The sequence below is a fragment of the Actinomyces qiguomingii genome, assembly GCF_004102025.1.
GTDB lineage: Bacteria > Actinomycetota > Actinomycetes > Actinomycetales > Actinomycetaceae > Actinomyces > Actinomyces qiguomingii.
On the sequence record NZ_CP025228.1, the window covers coordinates 881,160 to 899,452 of the forward strand.

The window sequence follows — 18,293 nt, forward strand, 5'->3', positions numbered from 1 at the left end:
GCTCGTTGCACATCGGAGCGATGTCACCGGATTTGGGTAGAGAAGCAGTTTCCTCGTGTTTGCAGGGGAAACCGGGGTTCGGGCGAGCCGGTACAGGTTGGTTCGAGGACGCGGGTTGGCCCGCGACGACGGGGCCCGGCCCGCCGCCCGACACCTACCCCATCGACCCGAAAACGTCCTCCCGCCCCCGACGCCACGGCCCGAACAGGAACCACCACACCCTGAAGCCGGAAGAGCTAGTTCAGCTCCCGGGCAATCACTCCAGCAGGCGTCCCGAGGGGGCGGCACAGATCATCAACCAACTGCGGGGATCGTCCTCGTCGTCGAGAGCACGGGAGTAGAGGACATGTTCCGCTGCGTAGCGGATGCCGTCATCGTTGAGGCGATCTCGTCGGTAGTGCTTGCGTGCGGTGCGGTGGATGTCAGGCAACGCGTGCCCACTCGCGCACGGCGGCGCGGATAGCCTCCGAGCGTGTGGTGATTCCCTCTGCCTCGGCTGGTGCGGTCAGGGCGGCGATCGTCTTGGCGTCCAGGCGCACAGTCAGAACCGAAGTGGGTCCGCTGCCCAGTGGCGGACGCCCACGCCGTGGAGCCGGAAGCTTGGATAAATCGTAGCCGGCCTCGGCCTAGTCGGCCCAGGCCTGGATCTGGTCATCACTGACGGGCTCGCCATGCAACAGGTGCTTATCCACATCTTTATTGTATACGAAATTACGGGTGTGGGTGTCGTCGGTATGCGTTTCCGGTTGGGAGCGCGTCCCGAAGCCGTTCGGTAGTGTTCCGCTAGGCTGCGCTGCTATGAGTGACGCTCCACGTACCGGCCTGTTCTCCTGGCTCTTCGGACGCGACAAGTCCAAGGCCACGTCGGCGCCCGCGACAGCGGCCGACCCAGCCACGGGGAACACCGCTGCCGCGAACGCTCCCGCCGGGGCGGGCGCCGGCATCGGAACAGTCGAAGTTTCAGCCGAAGAACTGGATCTCATTACCCGTGATCAGTCGATTGCAGCGATCAAGGCCTATCGCGAGCGCACCGGCGTGGGCCTGAAGGCCGCCAAGACCGCGATTGACGCGGCGGCCGCCGAACTCGCGGCGGGCCGCGCCCCGGCCGTCGCCTCCCCAGCTGCCGGACCTGCCTCCTCTTTCCCGCCGCCGAACCCGGAGGAGATCGAGTTGGTCACTTCTGGGCGGCTGATTGTGGCGATCAAGGCCTACCGCGGCCGCACCGGTGCCGACCTGAAGACCGCCAAGGCCGTCATGGATGCGATCGGTGCCAACTGAACGCGCGAACTCGTGTCCGCGGAGGCTGCGTGCGGACGCCCGTGCTGTACCGGCGTTGGCAGGCTGAACGTCGGAGCTGTAAGGGACATGGTCAGAGTCATCTGAAGCGTCCGGATGACTTCAGACCTTGGCGAGCAGTTTGCTGATGCGCTGCACGCTGACCTTGCGGGCGGTGCGGAGCGTCTGCGCGAATAGGCTCACGCGCAGCTCCTCAATCAGCCAGTGCGCCTCGGTCAGCACCGCCTGCCAGCCGAAGTCTGGAAATGGCCCGACGATCTGGATCAGGACGCTGCTGTGCTGACCCCGAGACTTGTGAGGAGAGCAACATAAACTGGCTTGACGCATACCTGACACGGTGGTAGCTTCCAATCTGCCTAGCGAGCTGCTTGGCCCCACATCCCATGATAAGGACTGTTATGACGCAGTTTGCCCCCCCCAGCACCTGGTGACCAGACTGGCGTAGTCGACTACTTCAAGGAACTCGGGATCGAGCGCAGTGCCTCGATCGACGAGATCCAGGACAAACTCCGCCGCACCCGTGCCCAATGGGAGAAGCGTGCTTCACTTGCCGGGAAGCGCGGCGATGCGATCCGGCAGCAGTTATCAATGATTGATGCTGCCAGCCAGGTGTTCGCCGATGAGGACTCCATGCTTCGTTATCGGAGGCAACTTGGCGCCGCACCCTCCTCTGAAGACGAGACGAAAGTAGATTGGGTTGCCAGGGCATGGAACTACTACTTCAGCGAAGATTACGGGCCGGCAAGCGTTTCCGCAAGAAAGGCGCGCCAGCACGATGGAGATGATCCAACCGCCTACGTTGTGTCTGCCTGGATCGAGATGGCCGATGGCGATTCCAGGCGCGCTGAGGAATACGCCTCGGAGGCCTACGTTCTTGACGAGCAGGGCGACGACACAGTTGAAGTGCACGAGGTGCGCGGCGCGACTTTCATCGCGAATGAGAAATATGAGAAGGCGATCTCGAGTCTGGAGCGAGCGCTCAAACGTGCTCCTGAGCCTTACAAGCCCGAGATCTATGCTCGTATGGCGCAGGCGCAGATCGCCTTAGGAAACGCACAGAGTGGATGGAACTCCTGCCTCTCCGGGCTGTCCCTGCATGGGTTGAAGGCGCAGCCCGTAATACGCGAGCGACTGATTGGCTACGCGTGTAAGGCTGTTATCGTCATATACGCCGATAAAGACAACCAGGACGTGACTGGGTCGCTCAGCACGCTGAAGGAGCAGATCACCGAAAGCGAGGCTGACTCTGCCGCGAAAATGACGATATTCAACTGTATCAACGAATGTCTTGAAGTCGTCAGCTTGGATAATGACACGAAGGAGAAGCCGGAAGAGCCCTGGGGATTCCCGCTTAAGCTTTGCGGAGCAACCGTGATCGCCTGGATTGCGATGTTCGCCGCACCGAACACCGTTACCATATTACTTGCATTCGCAATTCTTGGGATTCTCGGGGTCTGGTTCTACATGATGTCTCAGCAGAAGCAGGCGATCGAAGAGTACGGCGATAAGGTTCGTCGCTACAATGAGCTGCAGACAAAGCTCCAACAGGAAGCCACGCGTGCGTTGAAGTAGTCGACGCTGTCGCGAAAGGAGCGTTTTATGCTTCGTGTATGCCGGAGGGTGAACTTGGGCGCCGGATCCGTGCCATTCATTGGTGCATCCAATGTTTGGGTCGATGACTCCCTCACGGACTCCAGCTCGATCGCATTTGTGCAGTTCTTGACTGCCGCCGCAATCCAGGGGACAGCTGCTGGCCAGTTGGAGGTGATCGTATACGATGACGCGCTGTCGGGCATGGCGTCACCGTTCCAAGACATCAATAATGGGGGAGAAAAAATACTAAGAGTCGTGAATGACTCGAAGGAATTGTCACAAATACTTCGGTATCTGCGAGGACATATTCAAGGTGTCCAAAACGTGATCCAGGGGCGCACTCCTTCATTGACGGAGTTCCGGGACGATGTGCAGTTCCCAATCGAGGGATATAAGCTTGTCGTGCTTGCTACCGACTTCGGATTACTAGACGAAGCTATACAGAATGAGGTTGTGACGCTCTCCAAGGTTGGTCCGCAGAATGGAGTCACGTTCCTGATCCATTCGATGGATCTCGGGGTGAACGAGTACATACTGGACTTGTTCGAACGCCTGAATGTCAACGGAAATGTTGTCCGCTCTGCCGGAGGGCACGTCTTGGGAAATTTCGCGCCAGAGAATGCGCAGTCCCTGATCGCAACGGCTCGTCGTATAAGCGCTGAAGTGGCGAGGCAGTCGGTTGCGGTCGTGCCGTTCAGTGATATCGAGCCCGCCGACGAGACCTGGCGGTATTCGTCCGCTGAGGGGATAACGTTCACAATCGGCCGGTACGGGCTTGCGCCTATATCTATCACGCTTGGTGACGAGGTAAATCAACGTCACAACGCGTTGATTACAGGTGCCGTTGGACAGGGAAAATCGAATCTCATCTCGGTGATAGTGCACTCCTTGTGTGGTCGGTACTCACCCGAAGAACTGCAGTTGTATCTCCTTGACTTCAAAGAAGGTGTCACTCTTCAGAGGTTCGCGGGTGAGGGGAATGGAGAATTTCTCCCCCATGCTAGAGTAATCGGTTTGGAAGCAGATCGTGAATTTGGCCTGTCGGTGCTGCAGCACCTATTCGCCGTGTATGTCGAACGGATGCGGACATTTAAGTCCGTTGGCGTGCAGAGCATTCGCGAGTATCGTCGTGTGCCTCGGAGCGTTGCGATGCCGCGTATACTACTTATAGTAGATGAATTCCAGATGATGTTCGCGGAACGTGATCGCGTCTCCGATGAGATAGCCGATCTTCTTCAAAAGGCGGTACGGCTGTTTCGTGCCGCCGGTATACACATCATACTGGCATCTCAAACTATAGGTGGAAACGCCTCGCTGATGGGCGCCGCCGCGGAGGGGCTGTTCGGTCAGGTCCCGGTACGAATTGCGCTAAAAAATTCATTGGCTGAGTCGCACGCTACTCTGGGCGCGAACAATTCGGCTGCGTCATACTTGCGCAGCAGGGAGGCAGTTGTCAATCTTGATTACGGTGAACCCGCGGCAAATAAGAAGATCGCAATTGCGTTTGCCGACGAGGCTGTGCTCAAGCCGAGGCGACATGAATGGTTATCTCTGTTTCAGGGGCAGCGCAGGCCGTATGTGTTTCGGGGTGAGGAGGCTCGTTCTCTGGTTGACGATTGGGGACTGGCAGAGCATACGGTACATGAGGACTCTCTTCCAACTGCATGGATAGGCCAACAGCTCGATGTCGACGGCACTTGTGTCCAGGCCGACATGTCTCGCGGTCTAGGACGCAATATTGCGCTTGTCGGTCCTACGGATGCGGTCGTGCCGCTGCTATCCATCGTCACCTCATTGGTGCTAACGGCACGTAAGGATTGCCCTCCTGAGGTCGCCATCCTCGATCTGTCGAATTCGATGCACGACACTGTTGGGGATGATGAGAACTGGGTGGAGGACCTACGTTCTTGTGGTGCCGTTGTCCATGCAATAGATGGTAGCGGCGTTGAAGTTTATCTAGAGGAATTGATTCGCACTGTGAGTTCAGGGGGTGCAGGGGAGCGCGAGGTATATGTTGTCGGAATTGGGATGGAACGTTTGAGGTCTTCCGCGACCTTTGAGTCGCTCATTGCGGAAGGTCCGCTCCGAGGTATTCATTTCGTTTGTTGGTGGTCGAAGTTCGGGGCCTTTCAGGATTTGGTCGGATTTGGTGGTGCTGCACATTTCGACGTCAAGCTCGGATATGGCTTGGATAGGCAGTCCGCGCGCCGTTTGTTCGATGACCCGCTGCTCGAATGGAGCCCTCGCGATAATCGAATGCTCGCATGGGATGCCTTAGGTATGTCGCAGCCGTGTGCAATTATTCCGTATACGGCCGCCCCATCCTTTGAGCAACTTTGTTCAGGCATATAGCGATCGTGTATAGGAGGGTAAAGCGATGTCGCTGCTGCAACAGGCCATCGCGCAGGTGTCCCATCTGCGTAGGCAGCTTGATGACCAAGAGGTTCTGATTAATGGGTTTCTTCGACGTAATTCTGAGCAAATGCGTCAGGTTCGGGATGCGTTGAGCGGAAGTAATACGGGATATGACCGTAGAATGATGACCGCGCTGCAGCAGGCGGATGACTCGCTAAAGAAGTCTCTGCAACAGGTGAGGCGTGCTAAGGATGCGCTCTTCCGCATTGAGCAGCTATGAAGGAGGTATAATTCGTGCAGTCGATTCAGGACGTGGTCGATGCCGTCTATCGCGTCAGCACTGATGCCCAGGATGTGGTAACGCGTTCGGTGATTTGTGCAGACGCGCTCGGAAAGCATTCTCGATCGCTGATGGCGGTGGTTCGAGGATCGAAGACCGGTGAGCAAGCGGTCGCCGAGATCGACTCGGCTCAACGGGCGGTTAGGGATGGTGCGGCGAGGCTACAGGGACTCATCTCCGTTAGCGAGCTGTTCATCGCTGACGTGACGAAGTGAGCTGTTATGGGATGGGAAGTCGATCCTGTGCGAGAACGGCTTCGCAAAGAGGCTTGCGATGGCTTGTTGGTTGCGCACGACATGCTCACTGTGCTCGGCCGTCAGTGCACGGACCTTTGTGTTAGTATTCAGGCGGCGGTTGGTGGCACGCCTGGTGGCGAAGAGATGTATGGTGCCGCGTCTCGGGCGGCGGCTCAGATCCATAATTGCTCAACGTTTTGCGGAGATGCGGCAAGTGGCGCTTCCCGGATTAGCGTGTTGAGGTGGGTGCCTGACGCTGAGGTCGGTAATGATCCGGGTGGTGGTCCCAGTGGGCGTTGATTTCGCAGCTGTAGGCGACAGTCTCCGTGCGATTGAGGCGAGCGCGGGTGATTCGCAGGGTATCGCTCGGGGGCTGTTTAGTGTATTTGGTGTGTTGGACGGCGCCGAGCGTGCTCTTGTCGCTCTTTCTGGCGACGATGAGGCCGACAGCGCGAGGCTACTGATGGAGCGCACGGGCCGCGAACTCGAAAGTGCCATGGCGGAGGTTGATCGTGTTGTCCGGATGGCGCGCGAACTCAGACAGCGCATCGAATAAGCCCCTTGTTTTGGCTGATCCTCCGGTGGCGGTAACCCGAATACCACTCAGACCTTGGCGAGCAGCTTGCTGATGCGTTGCACGCTGACCTTGCGGGCGGTGCCGAGCGTCTGCGCGAACAGGCTCACGCGCAGCTCCTCAATCAGCCAGTGCGCCTCGGTCAGCACGGCTTCCCGTTCGGGGTCCGCCGGTAGCGCCGCGGCCCGGGCCTTGGCGTCGGATAGAAGCCGCTCCGCCTGCTCCACCTGGTAGGCGAGCGCCGCATCCTGGCTGGGGGAGGACTCCGCCTTTACCACCCGCATCGCCAGCGCCTGCAGATACCGGGGCAGGTGCGGGAGCTGCTCCGGCGGGGTGGCGGCGATGAAGCCGTCCTTCACCAGCGCCGCCGCATGCTCGCGCACCTGCTGCAGCGTATTCAGCAGCGCCAGCGAGGTGTGGGCCGACACCTCCCGCTCCACCTCCCGCTGCGCGGCCAGCGTCTTGGCGGCGATCTGCACAATCCGATAGACCTCATCCTCCAGCTCCCGGCGCATGACGGCCACCAGTTCCTCGAACACGGATTGCTCGCGCACGCCGGCCAGGGGCGTGCGCCGCGCCACAGCCCACCGGTCGGCTACTACCCGGGCGGCCGCCAGCTGAATGTCCTCCACCAGCGCCTCGGTGCTCCGGTATGGGCTTGCCGCCAAAGTCAGCGTCTCGGTGGGATTCCACCGGGAGGTGATGCGGGCCGTGGGAAGGGCGGTGCGCGCCAGGGCCAGCGCCGTCACTCCGTCACCGTGCGCGCGCTCCTGGGCGACGGCGTCGGGCAGGATCCGCAGGTCTGCGCGGCGCGCACCGGTCGCCACCAGGGCCGGGTAACCGCGCACCACCAGACCGGCCGTGCCCGGGGTCTCGATCGTGGCCGGAATAGTGGAGCGCTCCGCGCCCTCCAGGCCGGTGACGCCCTTGGGCCAGTCCGTCAGTCCCGCACGCTCGGCCAAGGCCTGCCCGACGCCGCGCATCTTCTTCGCACCACCGCTCGCCGCTCCCGCGGCGTGACCGTCGGCGCCGCCCCTGCTGCCCCCCGGTGCAACCGCGCCCGCACCGCGCCGCTTGCCGCGCCCGCCGCGGCGTCGGCCCTGCGCCCGTTGCGCGTCGGCCATGGCCTGCGCGATCGCCCCATGTACGGCGTCGCGCACGGCCTCCTCGGTGCGGCCCGCCTGACGGCGCTGCAACACCACCAGGTCCTTGTCCCGGTCCAGCTCCCGACCGGCGCCGTCCACGGCCACGAAGGCTATGCGCAGGTGGTCGGGCAGTCGCTCGGCCGCCTCCTCCCAGTCGGCCTCACTGATCTCCACCTGCCGCAGGCGCCGCACCGCATCCGCGAAGGCCTCCCGGAAGGGGACCTGCGGCGCCGACGGCGCCCCCGCACCCCCGGCCGCGCCGGGGACGTCCCGGCGGATCGCCTCCCACACCTGCGCCCCGACGTCGGGCGCGGGCACCAGCGCCCGACGCACCCGCTTGGGCAGGGCGCGGATGGTGGCCACCGCCAGCTCGGGCCGCAGCCCGGGAACCAGCCAGTCAAAGCCGACCGGCTCCAGGCGCCCCAGTACCTCCACTGGAACCAGCACACTCACGCCGTCGTCCGGGTCGCCCGGCTCGAACACGTAGTCCAGGCCGAGGGTGAGGTCCCCCTGCACCCAGGCATCCGGGTAGCCAGCGGTGTCATCCCCGCCGGGCAGCAGCAGCTCGCGGGTGAAGTCGAACAGGCCGGGACGGTTGCGGCGCTCCCGCTTCCACCAGACGTCGAAGTCGTTCGCGCCGTAGATGTCATCGGGCAGGCGGTCATCGTAGAAGTCGAACAGGGCCTCGTCGCTGGCCAGCAGCCCGTGCTCGCGGCGCCGCTGCTCTACGTCGGCCAGCTCCTCCAACAGCTCCCGGTTACGCCCCACGAAGCCGTGCCGGGCGTGCCAGCCGCCCTCCACCAGCCCGGAGCGGATGAACATCTCCCGCGCCAACTCGCGCGCATCGGCCGTGCCGACCGAGGCGAGCGTGGCCGGGCGGTCGGCCACCAGGGTCATCCCGTACAGCAGCAGCTTCTCGTGCACCATGGCGGCGCCGCGGCGCGTGGACCAGTACGGCTCCCCGTACACCCGGTGCAGCAGCCCGGCCGCCCCGGCCGCCTCCTCGATCCAGCGGGCATCCACCTTGGCGACGGTGCGGGCGAACAGCCGGGAGGTCTCCACCAGCTCCGCCGTCATCACCCAGTCGTAGCTCTTGCGCCGCAGCCCCGAGCCCGGCCAGATCACGAAGTGACTGCCGCGGGCGCCCGCATATTCGCGGCGGCGCTCGTCCCAGGTACCCACGTTGGAAAGCAGCCCCACCAGCAGGGAGCGGTGGATGGCGTCGGCGCTGGGCGTGTCCGCACTGCGCCCCAGGGCGACTACGGCGGCCGCCACGTCCCCGTGGGCGATGGTGGCCGCCTGCGTGCCCGGCGCCAGGCCGGCGGCGGCCGCGCGCACGGCGCTCGCGGTGGGCAGGTCCACGGGGGCGGCGGCCAGCCCCAGCGGGCGGGCCAGTTGCCGCAGCTGGTTGTACACGTCCTGCCACTCGCGCACTCGCAGGTAATGGAGGAACTCGGAGCGGCACATGCGTCGGAAGGCGGAGCCGGACAGGTCGCGCTGCTGGGTGCGCAGGTAGCGCCACAGGTTCAGGTAGGTCAGGAAGTCACTGGTCGGTTCGGCGAAGCGCCGGTGCAGGGCGTCGGCGGCCTCCTGATGCTCGGCCGGGCGCTCGCGCACGTCCTGCATGGACAGCGCCGCCACAATCACCATGACCTCGCTGACGCAGCCGAGCTCACCGGCCTGAAGCAGCATGCGTCCCAGCCGCGGGTCGATGGGCAGGCGGGCCAGGTGCCGACCCACCCCGGTCAGTCGTGGCCCGCCGACGCCGTCGCCCCGCCCGCTCCGACGCCGCCCCGAGCCCTCGCGCCCGGAAGTCTCAATGGCGCCGATCTCGCCCAGCAGCTGGATGCCGTCGCGTACGGCGCGGGCGTCGGGGGCATCCAGGAAGGGGAAGTCCTGCACATCCCCCAGGCCGAGTGCGGCCATTTGCAGGATGACCGAGGCCAGGGAGGTGCGCAGGATCTCCGGTTCGGTGTACTCCGGGCGCGCTTCGAAGTCGGACTGGGAGTACAGGCGGATGGCGATGCCGTCGGCGACGCGTCCGCAGCGCCCGGAGCGCTGGTTGGCGCTGGCGCGGCTGACCGGCTCGATCGGCAGGCGCTGCACCTTGGTGCGGTTGGAGTAGCGGGAGATGCGTGCCAGCCCGGGGTCGATGACGTAGCGGATGCCGGGCACGGTCAGGGAGGTCTCGGCCACGTTGGTGGCCAGCACGATGCGGCGGCAGGTGTGCGCCTCGAAGACGCGGTGCTGCTCGGCGGTGGACAGACGGGAGAACAACGGCACCACCTCGACCGCGCCGGGCGTGGAGGTGCGCCCGTGGGGGGTGTAGCGCGAACCCAGATGGTCGATGAGGGCCGACTCGGTGTCGCGAATGTCCCGCTCACCGGCCAGGAAGACCAGGATGTCGCCGCTGCCGGCGGCCATGAGCTCGTCGACGGCGTCGAGGATGCCGGTGACCTGGTCGCGCTCTGTCTCCGGCGTGGGGGGCGTCGCCTCGGTGCCCTGTCGGCCCCGGGCAGTGGGGGAGGAGCCGGCTGCAGTGGGGGAGAATCCGGCGGCGTCGGGGCCGTCGGGGTCCATGGGGTCGGGGACGAGTGGCCGGTAGCGGATCTCCACCGGGTAGGTGCGCCCTGACACCTCGATCACGGGAGCAGCGGAGCCCTGGCCGAAATGGGCGGCGAAGCGCTCGGAGTCGATGGTGGCGGAGGTGATGATGACCTTCAGGTCCGGGCGCTGGGGGAGGAGCCGGGCCAGGTAACCGAGGATGAAGTCGATGTTCAGGCTGCGCTCATGCGCCTCGTCCACGATGATGGTGTCGTAGCGGCGCAGCAGCGGGTCGGACTGGATCTCCGCCAGCAGGATGCCGTCGGTCATGAGTTTGACCAGCGTGCCCGGGCCGGTCTCCTCGGTGAAGCGCACCTGGTAGCCGACCACGCCGTCCGGGCCGATGGGGGTGGACAGCTCGTAGGCGATGCGTTCGGCCACCGAGCGGGCGGCGATGCGCCGCGGCTGGGTATGACCGATCATACCGGTGATGCCGCGGCCCAACTCCAGGCAGATCTTGGGCAGCTGGGTGGTTTTGCCGGAGCCGGTCTCCCCGGCCACGATCACCACCTGGTTGTCGCGGATGGCGGCGGCGATCTCCTCCCGGCGGGCACTGACGGGCAGCTCCTCGGGGTAGGTGATCACCGGGACGGCGGTGCGGCGGGATTCAACCTGCTCGGGGGTGAAGCCCCGCCACTGGCGCCGACCGCGCTGGGGGCGCGATCGGCGGGGGCGGCGTCCCCGCCTGCCATCGCCGTTTCCGGTTTCGGGGTGGCCCGCACGCCGGGTAGGTCGCTTGTTGTCACTCATCAGGGGGCCTATTGTGGCCCATCCCCGTCCAGTCCCGGCTCGCCACGCGTAACATACAGGTCATGCCCAGCCCCGTGACCCTATCCGATGTCGCCACTGCCGCCGGGGTGTCCTCCCAGACGGTCTCGCGGGTGCTCAACAACCATCCATCGGTCCGGCCGGGGACTCGCCAGCGCGTCATGGCCGCCGTGACCGCACTCGGTTATGAGCCCAACCTGGCGGCGCGGTCCCTGGCCTCGGGGTCCTCGGGTGCCGTTGGCATCCTGTTGGCTGCGAGTCTGTCCCACGGCATGTCCGAGGTCTTTGCGGCATTGGCGCGCGCTGTGCGTGAGCACGGCAGTGAGTTTATCCTCGCGACGGCCGACGGCACAGATCCCGCCTCGGTCACCGCGGCGCTTGCGCACCTGCGCGGGTACCGGGTCGACTCGATCGTGGTGCTCGCGCAGCGCGCCGATGTGCTCGCGGTGCTGTCGACCCAGCGCGACCAGGACCGCATCATCGTGGTTATTTCGGGACAGCACGCGTTCGCGTCGCTGCGGACAGTAGGCATCGACCAGGCATTGGGCGAGCGCCTGGCCACGCAGCACGTCCTCGACCAGGGACGACGTCGTCTCCTGCACATTACGGGCGATCTCGCCTGGCAGGACGCAACCGAGCGCCTGTCCGCCTACCAGGCGGTGTGCGCTGAGGCGGGGGTCCCGGGGCGGTGGATCGGTACGGACGCGTGGACGGGTGAGACGGGGGCGCGCGTGGCCAGACGCCTGCTGGAGTCCGGGCTGCCCGACGCCATCCTTGCCGCCAATGACGACATTGCCCTCGGTGTGTGCCACGAGTTGCTCGCCGCGGGCGTGCGGGTGCCCGAGGACGTGGCCGTGGTGGGCTTCGACGACATACCGCAGGCTCGCTGGTCAACACCCTCTCTCAGCACGGTTATACAGGACTTTGACATGCTTGGGCGCCAGGCCCTGGCGTTGACCGCCGAGGCTCTGGACGGTGGCTCCGCCGAATCGATGACACTGACGCCCGAGCTTGTTGTGCGCGACTCCTCGCGCTCTTGAGCGCGCCGGCCCCGGTCCATCTCCTGTGGTGGGCAGCCAGTCCCGGCCCCTTGTTCCCAGCCCCCTGTGCGGCGGGTGGCCCGTACGCTCAGGCGGCGGACGGCGCGGGCTCCGGATCATCCAGACGCAGCGTGTAGAGGGCGTAGGCGGCGCACACGGCCAGGCAGACCGCTACCACCACGTACGAGACAGCGGCGGACGAGCGATCCATAACCCATGATTGGACCAGCGGCATGGTGGCACCTCCGATAATGGCCATCACCAGGCCAGCGGCGCCGTACTTCGTGTCCTCCTCACCCATGCCCTTGAGGGCCTCGCCGTAGATGGTGGGGAACAGCAGGGAGATGCACGCCGAGAGCATCGCGACGGCGACGGCGCCGACGACGTTGACGCTCACCGTGCTGAACAGCGCCAGACACACGCCGGTCACACAGGTGATGACCATGAGCCGACGGCCATCGTAACGGCCCATCAGCCACACCATGGCGAAGCGGCTAACGAGGAAGACGATGAGGGAGCACTGCAGCCAGTAGCCCGCGACAGTGTCCGATACGCCCAGGGCCTCGGTGACGTAGTGGAGCATATAGGTCCAGATGCAGGTCTGGGCGGAGATATTGAAGTACTGGGCGACAACACCGAAGCTGTAGCGCTTGTTGGCCAGCAGGCGCATGAACCGGCTCTGGGAGGTCGTGCGGCTAACGGTCTTGGGCGGGCGCTCGCGGACCTTGACGGTAGCGATGCTGATGGCGAGTAGGATGTACAGGCACGCGAGGACGACGTAGGGGCCCATAACGGCCTGCAGCTCGTCGGAGCGGGTGGCTAGCAGCTCGGCCTCGGTCATCGCCTCGCGCTGCGCAGCGGTCGCCGGGTTGACGTTGGGCAGGATCAGGGTCGTGGCTAGCAGGACGCCGAGGTTCGAGCCGATAGGGTTGAAGGCTTGCGCGAAGTTCAGGCGCCTGGTGGCGTTGTGCTCCGGGCCCATGGCCATGACGAAGGGGTTGGCGCTGGTCTCGAGGATCGACAGGCCGGAGGCGAGCGTGAACAGAGCCGCGAGGAACACCGAATAGGTCATCACGTGCGACGCCGGGATGAACAGGAGGCCGCCGGTGGCGGCCAGTGAGAGCCCGATGAGGACCCCTCCCTTGTAACCCAGGCGCGAGTTGATCCACGCGGCCGGCAGCGCCAGGCAGAAGTAGGCGCCGTAGTAGGCGGATTGGACGAGTGAGGACTGGACGTTGTTCATCGAGAACACGGACCGGAAGACCTTGACGAGGGGATCCGTCATGTTCGCGGCCAGGCCCCAGGCGGCGAAACACGCCACCAGGAGGCCGAAGGGGATCGTCATCCCCGGGTGAAGGAACCCTCGTTCGGGAGCAGTGCTCGCGCCGGGGCCGGAATCGGTGGGGGTGGGGGATACTGCGGTTGACATGGTTCTGCTCCGTTGCAGGGGAGAGTTCCCGGACGCAGCCGGGAGTGTTCGGGTCGAGTGCCCGCGACTGCGGGCTTTACAGGACTCCCTTCTTGAGGATGAGATTGCCGTACAGGGCGGTTTCTCCGGTGATGACCACCGCGGCGACGGACGGCGTGTGCTCGTAGAAGGCCATGCGCTCGATGGTGCGCACCGCGACCGGTCCGGCATCCTTCTCGGCCTCGGTCCAGATCTGCTCGTAGATGTCCCACACGGGCGGGCGCGGGTCGTCACCGACGGTCTCCATGAGGGCGACCTGGTAGTCGCTGTACCGGTCCAGCGGCATGAGCTGGAGAATCGAGCGCAGCAGGTCGGGAATGCCTAGGCCGTCCGCGCGCACCGTGACGGGGTGCAGGTGGTGGCCGGGGAAGTTGGCGTCGGCGAGGAGAATCTCGTCTCCGTGCCCCATTTCGAGCAGGATCTTGACCAGATCAGGAGACAGGTTGGCGGGTATGTTGCGGAGCATCATCGCTCCTTTCGTTGTGTGGTAGGGAGTATGTTCGGTGAGGAGCAGGCCGCGGTCGTGCAGTGCCGGCGTATCCTCCTCGGCTCAGGCCTGCCAGCACTCCTGGAGGAGTCAGATGCCGGTCAGGTTGCGCAGCAGACGCACTGCGTCGTCGGCGCGGACCGAACTCGAGCCGAGAGTCAGCGCGAGGGAGTCGTGCTGGCCGTTGTGCTTTGGCCCCTGGGGGCGTGCGTCGGTGCTCGTCGTCGTGGTGCGTCCATCAGCGGTAGATGGGGCCGAAAGCGGCGCAGGCCCGGAAGTCAGCCCCTTCCAGGTCGGCGGTGCCGAAGGGGATCCAGGCCTTGGGGCGCAGGATGTGCTCTCGCGGGATGTTGTGCATGTACACGGGGATGCGCAGCATGGCGGCAAGGGTGAGCAGGTCGGCGCCGAAGTGGCCGTAGCCGGTCGCGGTGTGGTTCGCGCCCCAATTGGCCATCCAGTCGTAGACGCTGGTGTGGGCGCCCGCGCCGGTCAGGCGGGGCACGAAGAAGGTCGTCGGCCAGGTCGGGTCGGTGCGGTCCTCGATTGTGATGCGGACCTCGTCGGGCAGGCAGACGGTCCACCCCTCGGAGACCTGGAGGACCGGGCCCTGACCGGCAACGAAGTTGAGCCGCGCCGCCGTGACGGGCATGTCGCCGGCGGTGACGAAGTGCGTGGAGAACCCGCCGCCGGGGAAGTACTCGCGGGTGGCGGCGTGGAAGGTTGTGGCGGCCAGGTCATTGGCGATGTCCTCCTCGGTGATCTCCCACCACTGCTTGATGATGGGATGCCCCTGGGCGTCCCTTTCCTGGCCAGCGGCGTTGAGGGTGGTGGCGCCGGAGTTACGCAGGTCGATGAACCCGTCGGCGGCACGACCCTCAAGGGTGTAGCCGGTGATGCGCTTGACCGATGCGGGGCTCCAGTAGGTGCGCACATCGCTGAAGAGTTGGGGGCGGTGAGTGAGCACCGAGTTGAAGAGCATCGTGATGGCGTTGGCGGCGTCGGCCTCGGTGGCGAAGACCTTCTCGGGACGCCTACCGTTCCAGTCGAAGGTCGTGTTGATCATGGTCTCCATGAGATCGCCATTGGGTTTGAAATCCGTCCACTGGCGCTGGCCCTGGAACCCTGCGGCGATGGCGTCGTGCCCGCCGGCCTCCTCGACGAAGCCCAGTTCGGCGAGCCTAGGGTTGCCCTCCATGAGGTCGCGTCCGATGAGGATCATCTTGACGCAGTACTCGAACTGGGCGTCGTACTCCTCCTGGGTGACACGGTTGTGCTCGGGGTTGTGGTTCTCACCGATGCGCAGGTTTTCTCGAGCCCAGTCCAGAGCCTTGTCATACTCCTGGTGATCGTAAATGCCCTGCTCGATGCGGCGGTCGATCTCGATCATGTCGATGTACTCGGTGCGCATGCCGAGGTAGTCGGCGAGGAACTGCTCGGGCGGGCGGCAGCCGGCGATGCCCATGGAGACGGTGCCGATGGACAGGTAGCTGCGTCCCTTCATGAGGCCGACGGCGAGGGCGGCACGGGCATAGCGCAGCAGGTTCTCGACGACGTCGTCGGTGAGTCCGGAGTCTTCGGCGTCCTGGACGTCATGACCGTAGATGCCGAAACAGGGTATGCCGAGCATGTTGTAGGCGCTGGCGGCGGCTGCCAAGGTGACTGCTCCCGGGCGTTCGGTGCCATTGAAGCCCCAGATGGCGTGGGGGATGGAGGAGTCGAGGTCGAGCACCTCGGTGATGTAGTTCCAGGAGGCGGTGACCGTGAGATCTGCGCAGACGTTCTCGGTGCGGAACTGCTCCTTGCAGGCGGCGGCTTCGCTGACACCACCGATGGTGGTGTTGGAGACAACGGTGCGTACGGGGGAGCCGTCGGGGTAGGTGAGATGGGAGGCGATGAGTTCGGCGACGTCGTTGGCGAGCTGCATCGTCTTGTCTTCGAGGGACTCGCGAATGCCCCGGCGTCCGTCGATGAGGGGACGGATACCGATGGCGGGATAGGTGGTGGACATGGGCTACTGCCTTTCGCTGGGCGTCGGTGACCAGAGCGGCGCACCTCAATAAGAGCGCCAACATAGTATGTGTGCTGCGCGTGAGCGATGTCAAGCAATAGCTTGCGATCTGCGGTGCTGTAGGCGTGAGAGCGCAAACATGGCATCCGGGTTGTGATGAGGTCTCGCGGCGGGACGCATCGCGGCGCCGCACCTGATGGAAGGGCACCCCCATGCTTCTTCAGCACGCCGGCGAGCAGATCGCCAAGGCTTGCTCCCACCTGTCCGCAGACGGCCTCGGCGTAGGTGCGGTCGTCGCCGGCCTGGACTGGGTTCGCTTCCCTCCCCTCACCGAGTTCGGTCGATATAACCAACGAGTTCGGTCGATATGACGATCGAGTTCGGTCGAAATAACCAACGAGTTCGGTCGATATAACCAACGAGTTCGGTTGGTGGGGCCGGCGGGGCGGGGAAGTGTCCAGATTCGGCACAAACGAGGATCCCGTTACCTTGTTGGTGGTTCCGGGAAGTCCGGGGCCGGGCCAGCCGCTGTGGGCATGATGTCTTGCCCCTGTCGTTTGATGATCCGGGGGGTGTTGTCACCCATGGTGGCGGGCGGGTGGTGATCGCTGATTAGGGGAACGACCCGCCGCAGCGCGGCGATGTCTTTCGTAACGTGGGTGCGGGGCCGTCTGCCTGACAGGCTGACCCACCAACGCACGAGAGAGGCGCAGGAAAGGTGAACATCGAGGATGTGGAGGTCTTCGTCGGTATCGACGTGGGCAAGGCCGAGCACTGGGCCACGGCCCTGACCGACGACGGGAAGAAGATCTTCGACAAGGCCCTACCCAACGACGAATCCAGGCTTAGGGACCTGTACGAGCGTCTGGGTGAGCATGGCCGGGTCCTGGTGGCTGTGGATCAGCCGGCAACGATCGGGGCCCTGGCGGTGGCGGTGGCTCAGGCGATGGGTATCACCGTGGGCTACCTACCCGGCCTGTCCATGCGCAGGATCGCCGACCTGACCCCGGGCAATGCCAAGACCGACGCTCGCGATGCGGCGGTGATCGCGGATGCTGCCCGCACCATGCCCCACACGCTGCGAGCGATCGACGCCTCGGACAAGGACGCGGCCGCGTTGAGCATGCTCACAGGGTTTGACCTGGACCTGGCCCGCCAGGTCAATCAGACCGCTAACCGTATCCGGGGCCTGTACACCCAAATCCACCCAGCCCTGGAGACTGTGCTGGGCAAGTGGCTCGAACACGACCCAATACTGGAGGTGATCGCCGCCTGGCCCACCCCAGCCCACCTGCGCAAGGCCGGCCGGGCGCGGATTGACGCCAAGCTCAAATCCAAGGGCGCCAAGCGCCATGCCGCCTGGGCAAAAGCCATCACCGACGCCCTGAACAAGCAGACCGTCGTGGTCGCTGGTACCGACGCGGCCGGGGTGGTGCTGCCACACCTGGCCCGCCAGCTCATCGCCCTACACGCCCAACGCGACGATGTCGCCGCCCAGGTTGAGGCCCTGGTGGAGGCCCACCCTCTTTACCCGGTCCTGACCTCCATGCCCGGGGTGGGGGTCAGGACCGCCGCCGTCTTCCTGGCAGAGACCGCGGGCAAGACCTTTCCCTCCGGCGCCCACCTGGCCTCCTACGCCGGCCTGACACCAGTCACCCGGCGGTCGGGGTCCTCCATACGCGGCGAGTACGTCTCCCACGCGGGCAACAAGCGCCTCAAGAGAGCCATGTTCCTGTCAGCCTTCGCCTCCCTCAGATCCGACCCCGCATCCCGGGCCTACTACGACCGCAAACGCGCCCAGGGCAAGCGACACAACCAAGCCATACTCGCACTCGCACACCGCCGCATACTCACCCTATACGCCATGATCCGAGACGGATCCCTCTACGACCCACCAGCCCAACAACTACCCGCCGCCGCTTGACAAACCACATAGGGGCACCCCCCGCCCGAAGCCGTGCACCAGATCCGCATGATTCCAACGAATCCGTGGGATCCTGCCGGCACAGGCGGGGTGTTCGTGCCGTATCTGGTTCTTCCGGTTTGAGGGTGTGGCGGTTCGCCGGGTGTGTGCGGCTGGGTGAGGTAACACGCCGAGACCGGCACTTGTAACACACCGAGACCGGCACTAATGACGTACCGAGGTGGTAGTGCTTTGGTGTCGGCTTTGGAGTGGGCCTGACGGTTCGTTTGTTCTGGTCGGCGGTTCGTCACTTCCCGCGACGGTTCGGCAACTAGAGGCACGAACCGTCGTGGGAAGTGCCGAAGCGTTGGTGCCAAGTGACGAATCGTCGCCGTTCATGACGAACCGTCGTGCGGGGCACACGGGCGGACACGCCCCAGGTCCGTGCCCCTCAGCGGCGCATGCGCGCCCGAGGC

14 protein-coding genes and 1 pseudogene are annotated in these 18,293 nt (G+C 64.8%); 8 read left to right on the forward strand and 7 right to left on the reverse strand.

Annotation, left to right across the window (positions count from 1 at the left end; genetic code table 11):
• Nucleotides 1–256: 256 nt before the first annotated feature.
• Entirely contained in the window at nucleotides 257–430 is a 174-nt protein-coding gene (locus CWT10_RS16735; protein ID WP_158247695.1) for a hypothetical protein, read from the reverse strand.
• Complete coding sequence (locus CWT10_RS17270; RefSeq protein WP_233188356.1) at nucleotides 423–539, reverse strand: ribbon-helix-helix protein, CopG family; 117 nt, start codon at nucleotides 537–539, stop codon at nucleotides 423–425. Before CWT10_RS17270 ends, CWT10_RS16735 begins: the two co-directional genes overlap by 8 nt.
• A 259-nt stretch (nucleotides 540–798) precedes the next feature.
• Here CWT10_RS17270 and CWT10_RS17275 point away from each other — a divergent pair, with 259 nt between their 5' ends.
• Nucleotides 799–1,278, forward strand: coding sequence for a hypothetical protein (locus CWT10_RS17275; RefSeq protein ID WP_128683271.1), 480 nt, complete (start codon nucleotides 799–801; stop codon nucleotides 1,276–1,278).
• 120 nt (nucleotides 1,279–1,398) lie between these two features.
• Here CWT10_RS17275 and CWT10_RS17870 read toward each other — a convergent pair.
• Nucleotides 1,399–1,524: pseudogene (locus tag CWT10_RS17870) on the reverse strand (DUF3418 domain-containing protein); the annotation flags it as partial.
• Nucleotides 1,525–1,704: 180 nt separating this feature from the next.
• Here CWT10_RS17870 and CWT10_RS03615 point away from each other — a divergent pair.
• The 5 genes from CWT10_RS03615 (at nucleotide 1,705) to CWT10_RS03635 (ending at nucleotide 6,376) form a co-directional block, all read left to right on the forward strand.
• Nucleotides 1,705–2,868 (forward strand): tetratricopeptide repeat protein, encoded by a 1,164-nt coding sequence (locus CWT10_RS03615; RefSeq protein WP_103064142.1) that lies wholly within the window; start codon nucleotides 1,705–1,707, stop codon nucleotides 2,866–2,868.
• A gap of 27 nt (nucleotides 2,869–2,895) precedes the next feature.
• Nucleotides 2,896–5,241, forward strand: coding sequence for an FtsK/SpoIIIE domain-containing protein (locus CWT10_RS03620; protein ID WP_103064143.1), 2,346 nt, complete (start codon nucleotides 2,896–2,898; stop codon nucleotides 5,239–5,241).
• Nucleotides 5,242–5,266: 25 nt separating this feature from the next.
• Complete coding sequence (locus CWT10_RS03625; protein WP_103064144.1) at nucleotides 5,267–5,524, forward strand: hypothetical protein; 258 nt, start codon at nucleotides 5,267–5,269, stop codon at nucleotides 5,522–5,524.
• A gap of 14 nt (nucleotides 5,525–5,538) precedes the next feature.
• Complete coding sequence (locus CWT10_RS03630) at nucleotides 5,539–5,799, forward strand: hypothetical protein (protein ID WP_103064145.1); 261 nt, start codon at nucleotides 5,539–5,541, stop codon at nucleotides 5,797–5,799.
• A gap of 310 nt (nucleotides 5,800–6,109) precedes the next feature.
• A complete protein-coding gene (locus tag CWT10_RS03635; RefSeq protein ID WP_128683272.1) occupies nucleotides 6,110–6,376 on the forward strand; it encodes a hypothetical protein in 267 nt (88 codons plus the stop codon).
• A 47-nt stretch (nucleotides 6,377–6,423) separates the two neighbouring features.
• Here the strand turns inward: CWT10_RS03635 and CWT10_RS03640 are convergent, their stop codons facing one another.
• The gene (locus tag CWT10_RS03640) at nucleotides 6,424–10,893 is read right to left on the reverse strand and encodes a DUF3418 domain-containing protein (RefSeq protein ID WP_103064147.1); all 4,470 of its coding nucleotides are present in this window, start codon (nucleotides 10,891–10,893) and stop codon (nucleotides 6,424–6,426) included.
• A gap of 62 nt (nucleotides 10,894–10,955) precedes the next feature.
• Here CWT10_RS03640 and CWT10_RS03645 point away from each other — a divergent pair, with 62 nt between their 5' ends.
• Complete coding sequence (locus CWT10_RS03645; protein WP_103064194.1) at nucleotides 10,956–11,951, forward strand: LacI family DNA-binding transcriptional regulator; 996 nt, start codon at nucleotides 10,956–10,958, stop codon at nucleotides 11,949–11,951.
• A gap of 88 nt (nucleotides 11,952–12,039) precedes the next feature.
• Here the strand turns inward: CWT10_RS03645 and fucP are convergent, their stop codons facing one another.
• The 3 genes from fucP to CWT10_RS03660 form a co-directional block, all read right to left on the reverse strand.
• Nucleotides 12,040–13,380, reverse strand: coding sequence for an L-fucose:H+ symporter permease (fucP, locus tag CWT10_RS03650; RefSeq protein ID WP_233188358.1), 1,341 nt, complete (start codon nucleotides 13,378–13,380; stop codon nucleotides 12,040–12,042).
• 76 nt (nucleotides 13,381–13,456) lie between these two features.
• Nucleotides 13,457–13,885 carry an RbsD/FucU family protein gene (locus CWT10_RS03655; protein WP_103064149.1) on the reverse strand — a complete coding sequence of 143 codons (429 nt, stop codon included), beginning with the start codon at nucleotides 13,883–13,885 and terminating at the stop codon, nucleotides 13,457–13,459.
• A gap of 259 nt (nucleotides 13,886–14,144) precedes the next feature.
• A complete protein-coding gene (locus tag CWT10_RS03660; RefSeq protein ID WP_103064150.1) occupies nucleotides 14,145–15,914 on the reverse strand; it encodes an L-fucose isomerase in 1,770 nt (589 codons plus the stop codon).
• Between the two features lie 718 nt (nucleotides 15,915–16,632).
• Between CWT10_RS03660 and CWT10_RS03665 the strand changes: the two genes are divergently transcribed.
• The gene (locus CWT10_RS03665; RefSeq protein ID WP_128683273.1) at nucleotides 16,633–17,838 is read left to right on the forward strand and encodes an IS110 family RNA-guided transposase; all 1,206 of its coding nucleotides are present in this window, start codon (nucleotides 16,633–16,635) and stop codon (nucleotides 17,836–17,838) included.
• Nucleotides 17,839–18,293: the final 455 nt, after the last annotated feature.

Bases quoted from the DNA above. Each gene is read 5' to 3' on its own strand.
- CWT10_RS17275 (WP_128683271.1), top strand. From the start codon at position 799: ATGAGTGACGCTCCACGTACCGGCCTGTTCTCCTGGCTCTTCGGACGC.
- CWT10_RS03660 (WP_103064150.1), bottom strand. From the start codon at position 15,914: ATGTCCACCACCTATCCCGCCATCGGTATCCGTCCCCTCATCGACGGA.
- CWT10_RS03655 (WP_103064149.1), bottom strand. From the start codon at position 13,885: ATGCTCCGCAACATACCCGCCAACCTGTCTCCTGATCTGGTCAAGATC.
- CWT10_RS03645 (WP_103064194.1), top strand. From the start codon at position 10,956: ATGCCCAGCCCCGTGACCCTATCCGATGTCGCCACTGCCGCCGGGGTG.
- fucP (WP_233188358.1), bottom strand. From the start codon at position 13,380: ATGTCAACCGCAGTATCCCCCACCCCCACCGATTCCGGCCCCGGCGCG.
- CWT10_RS03620 (WP_103064143.1), top strand. From the start codon at position 2,896: ATGCTTCGTGTATGCCGGAGGGTGAACTTGGGCGCCGGATCCGTGCCA.
- CWT10_RS03625 (WP_103064144.1), top strand. From the start codon at position 5,267: ATGTCGCTGCTGCAACAGGCCATCGCGCAGGTGTCCCATCTGCGTAGG.
- CWT10_RS03640 (WP_103064147.1), bottom strand. From the start codon at position 10,893: ATGAGTGACAACAAGCGACCTACCCGGCGTGCGGGCCACCCCGAAACC.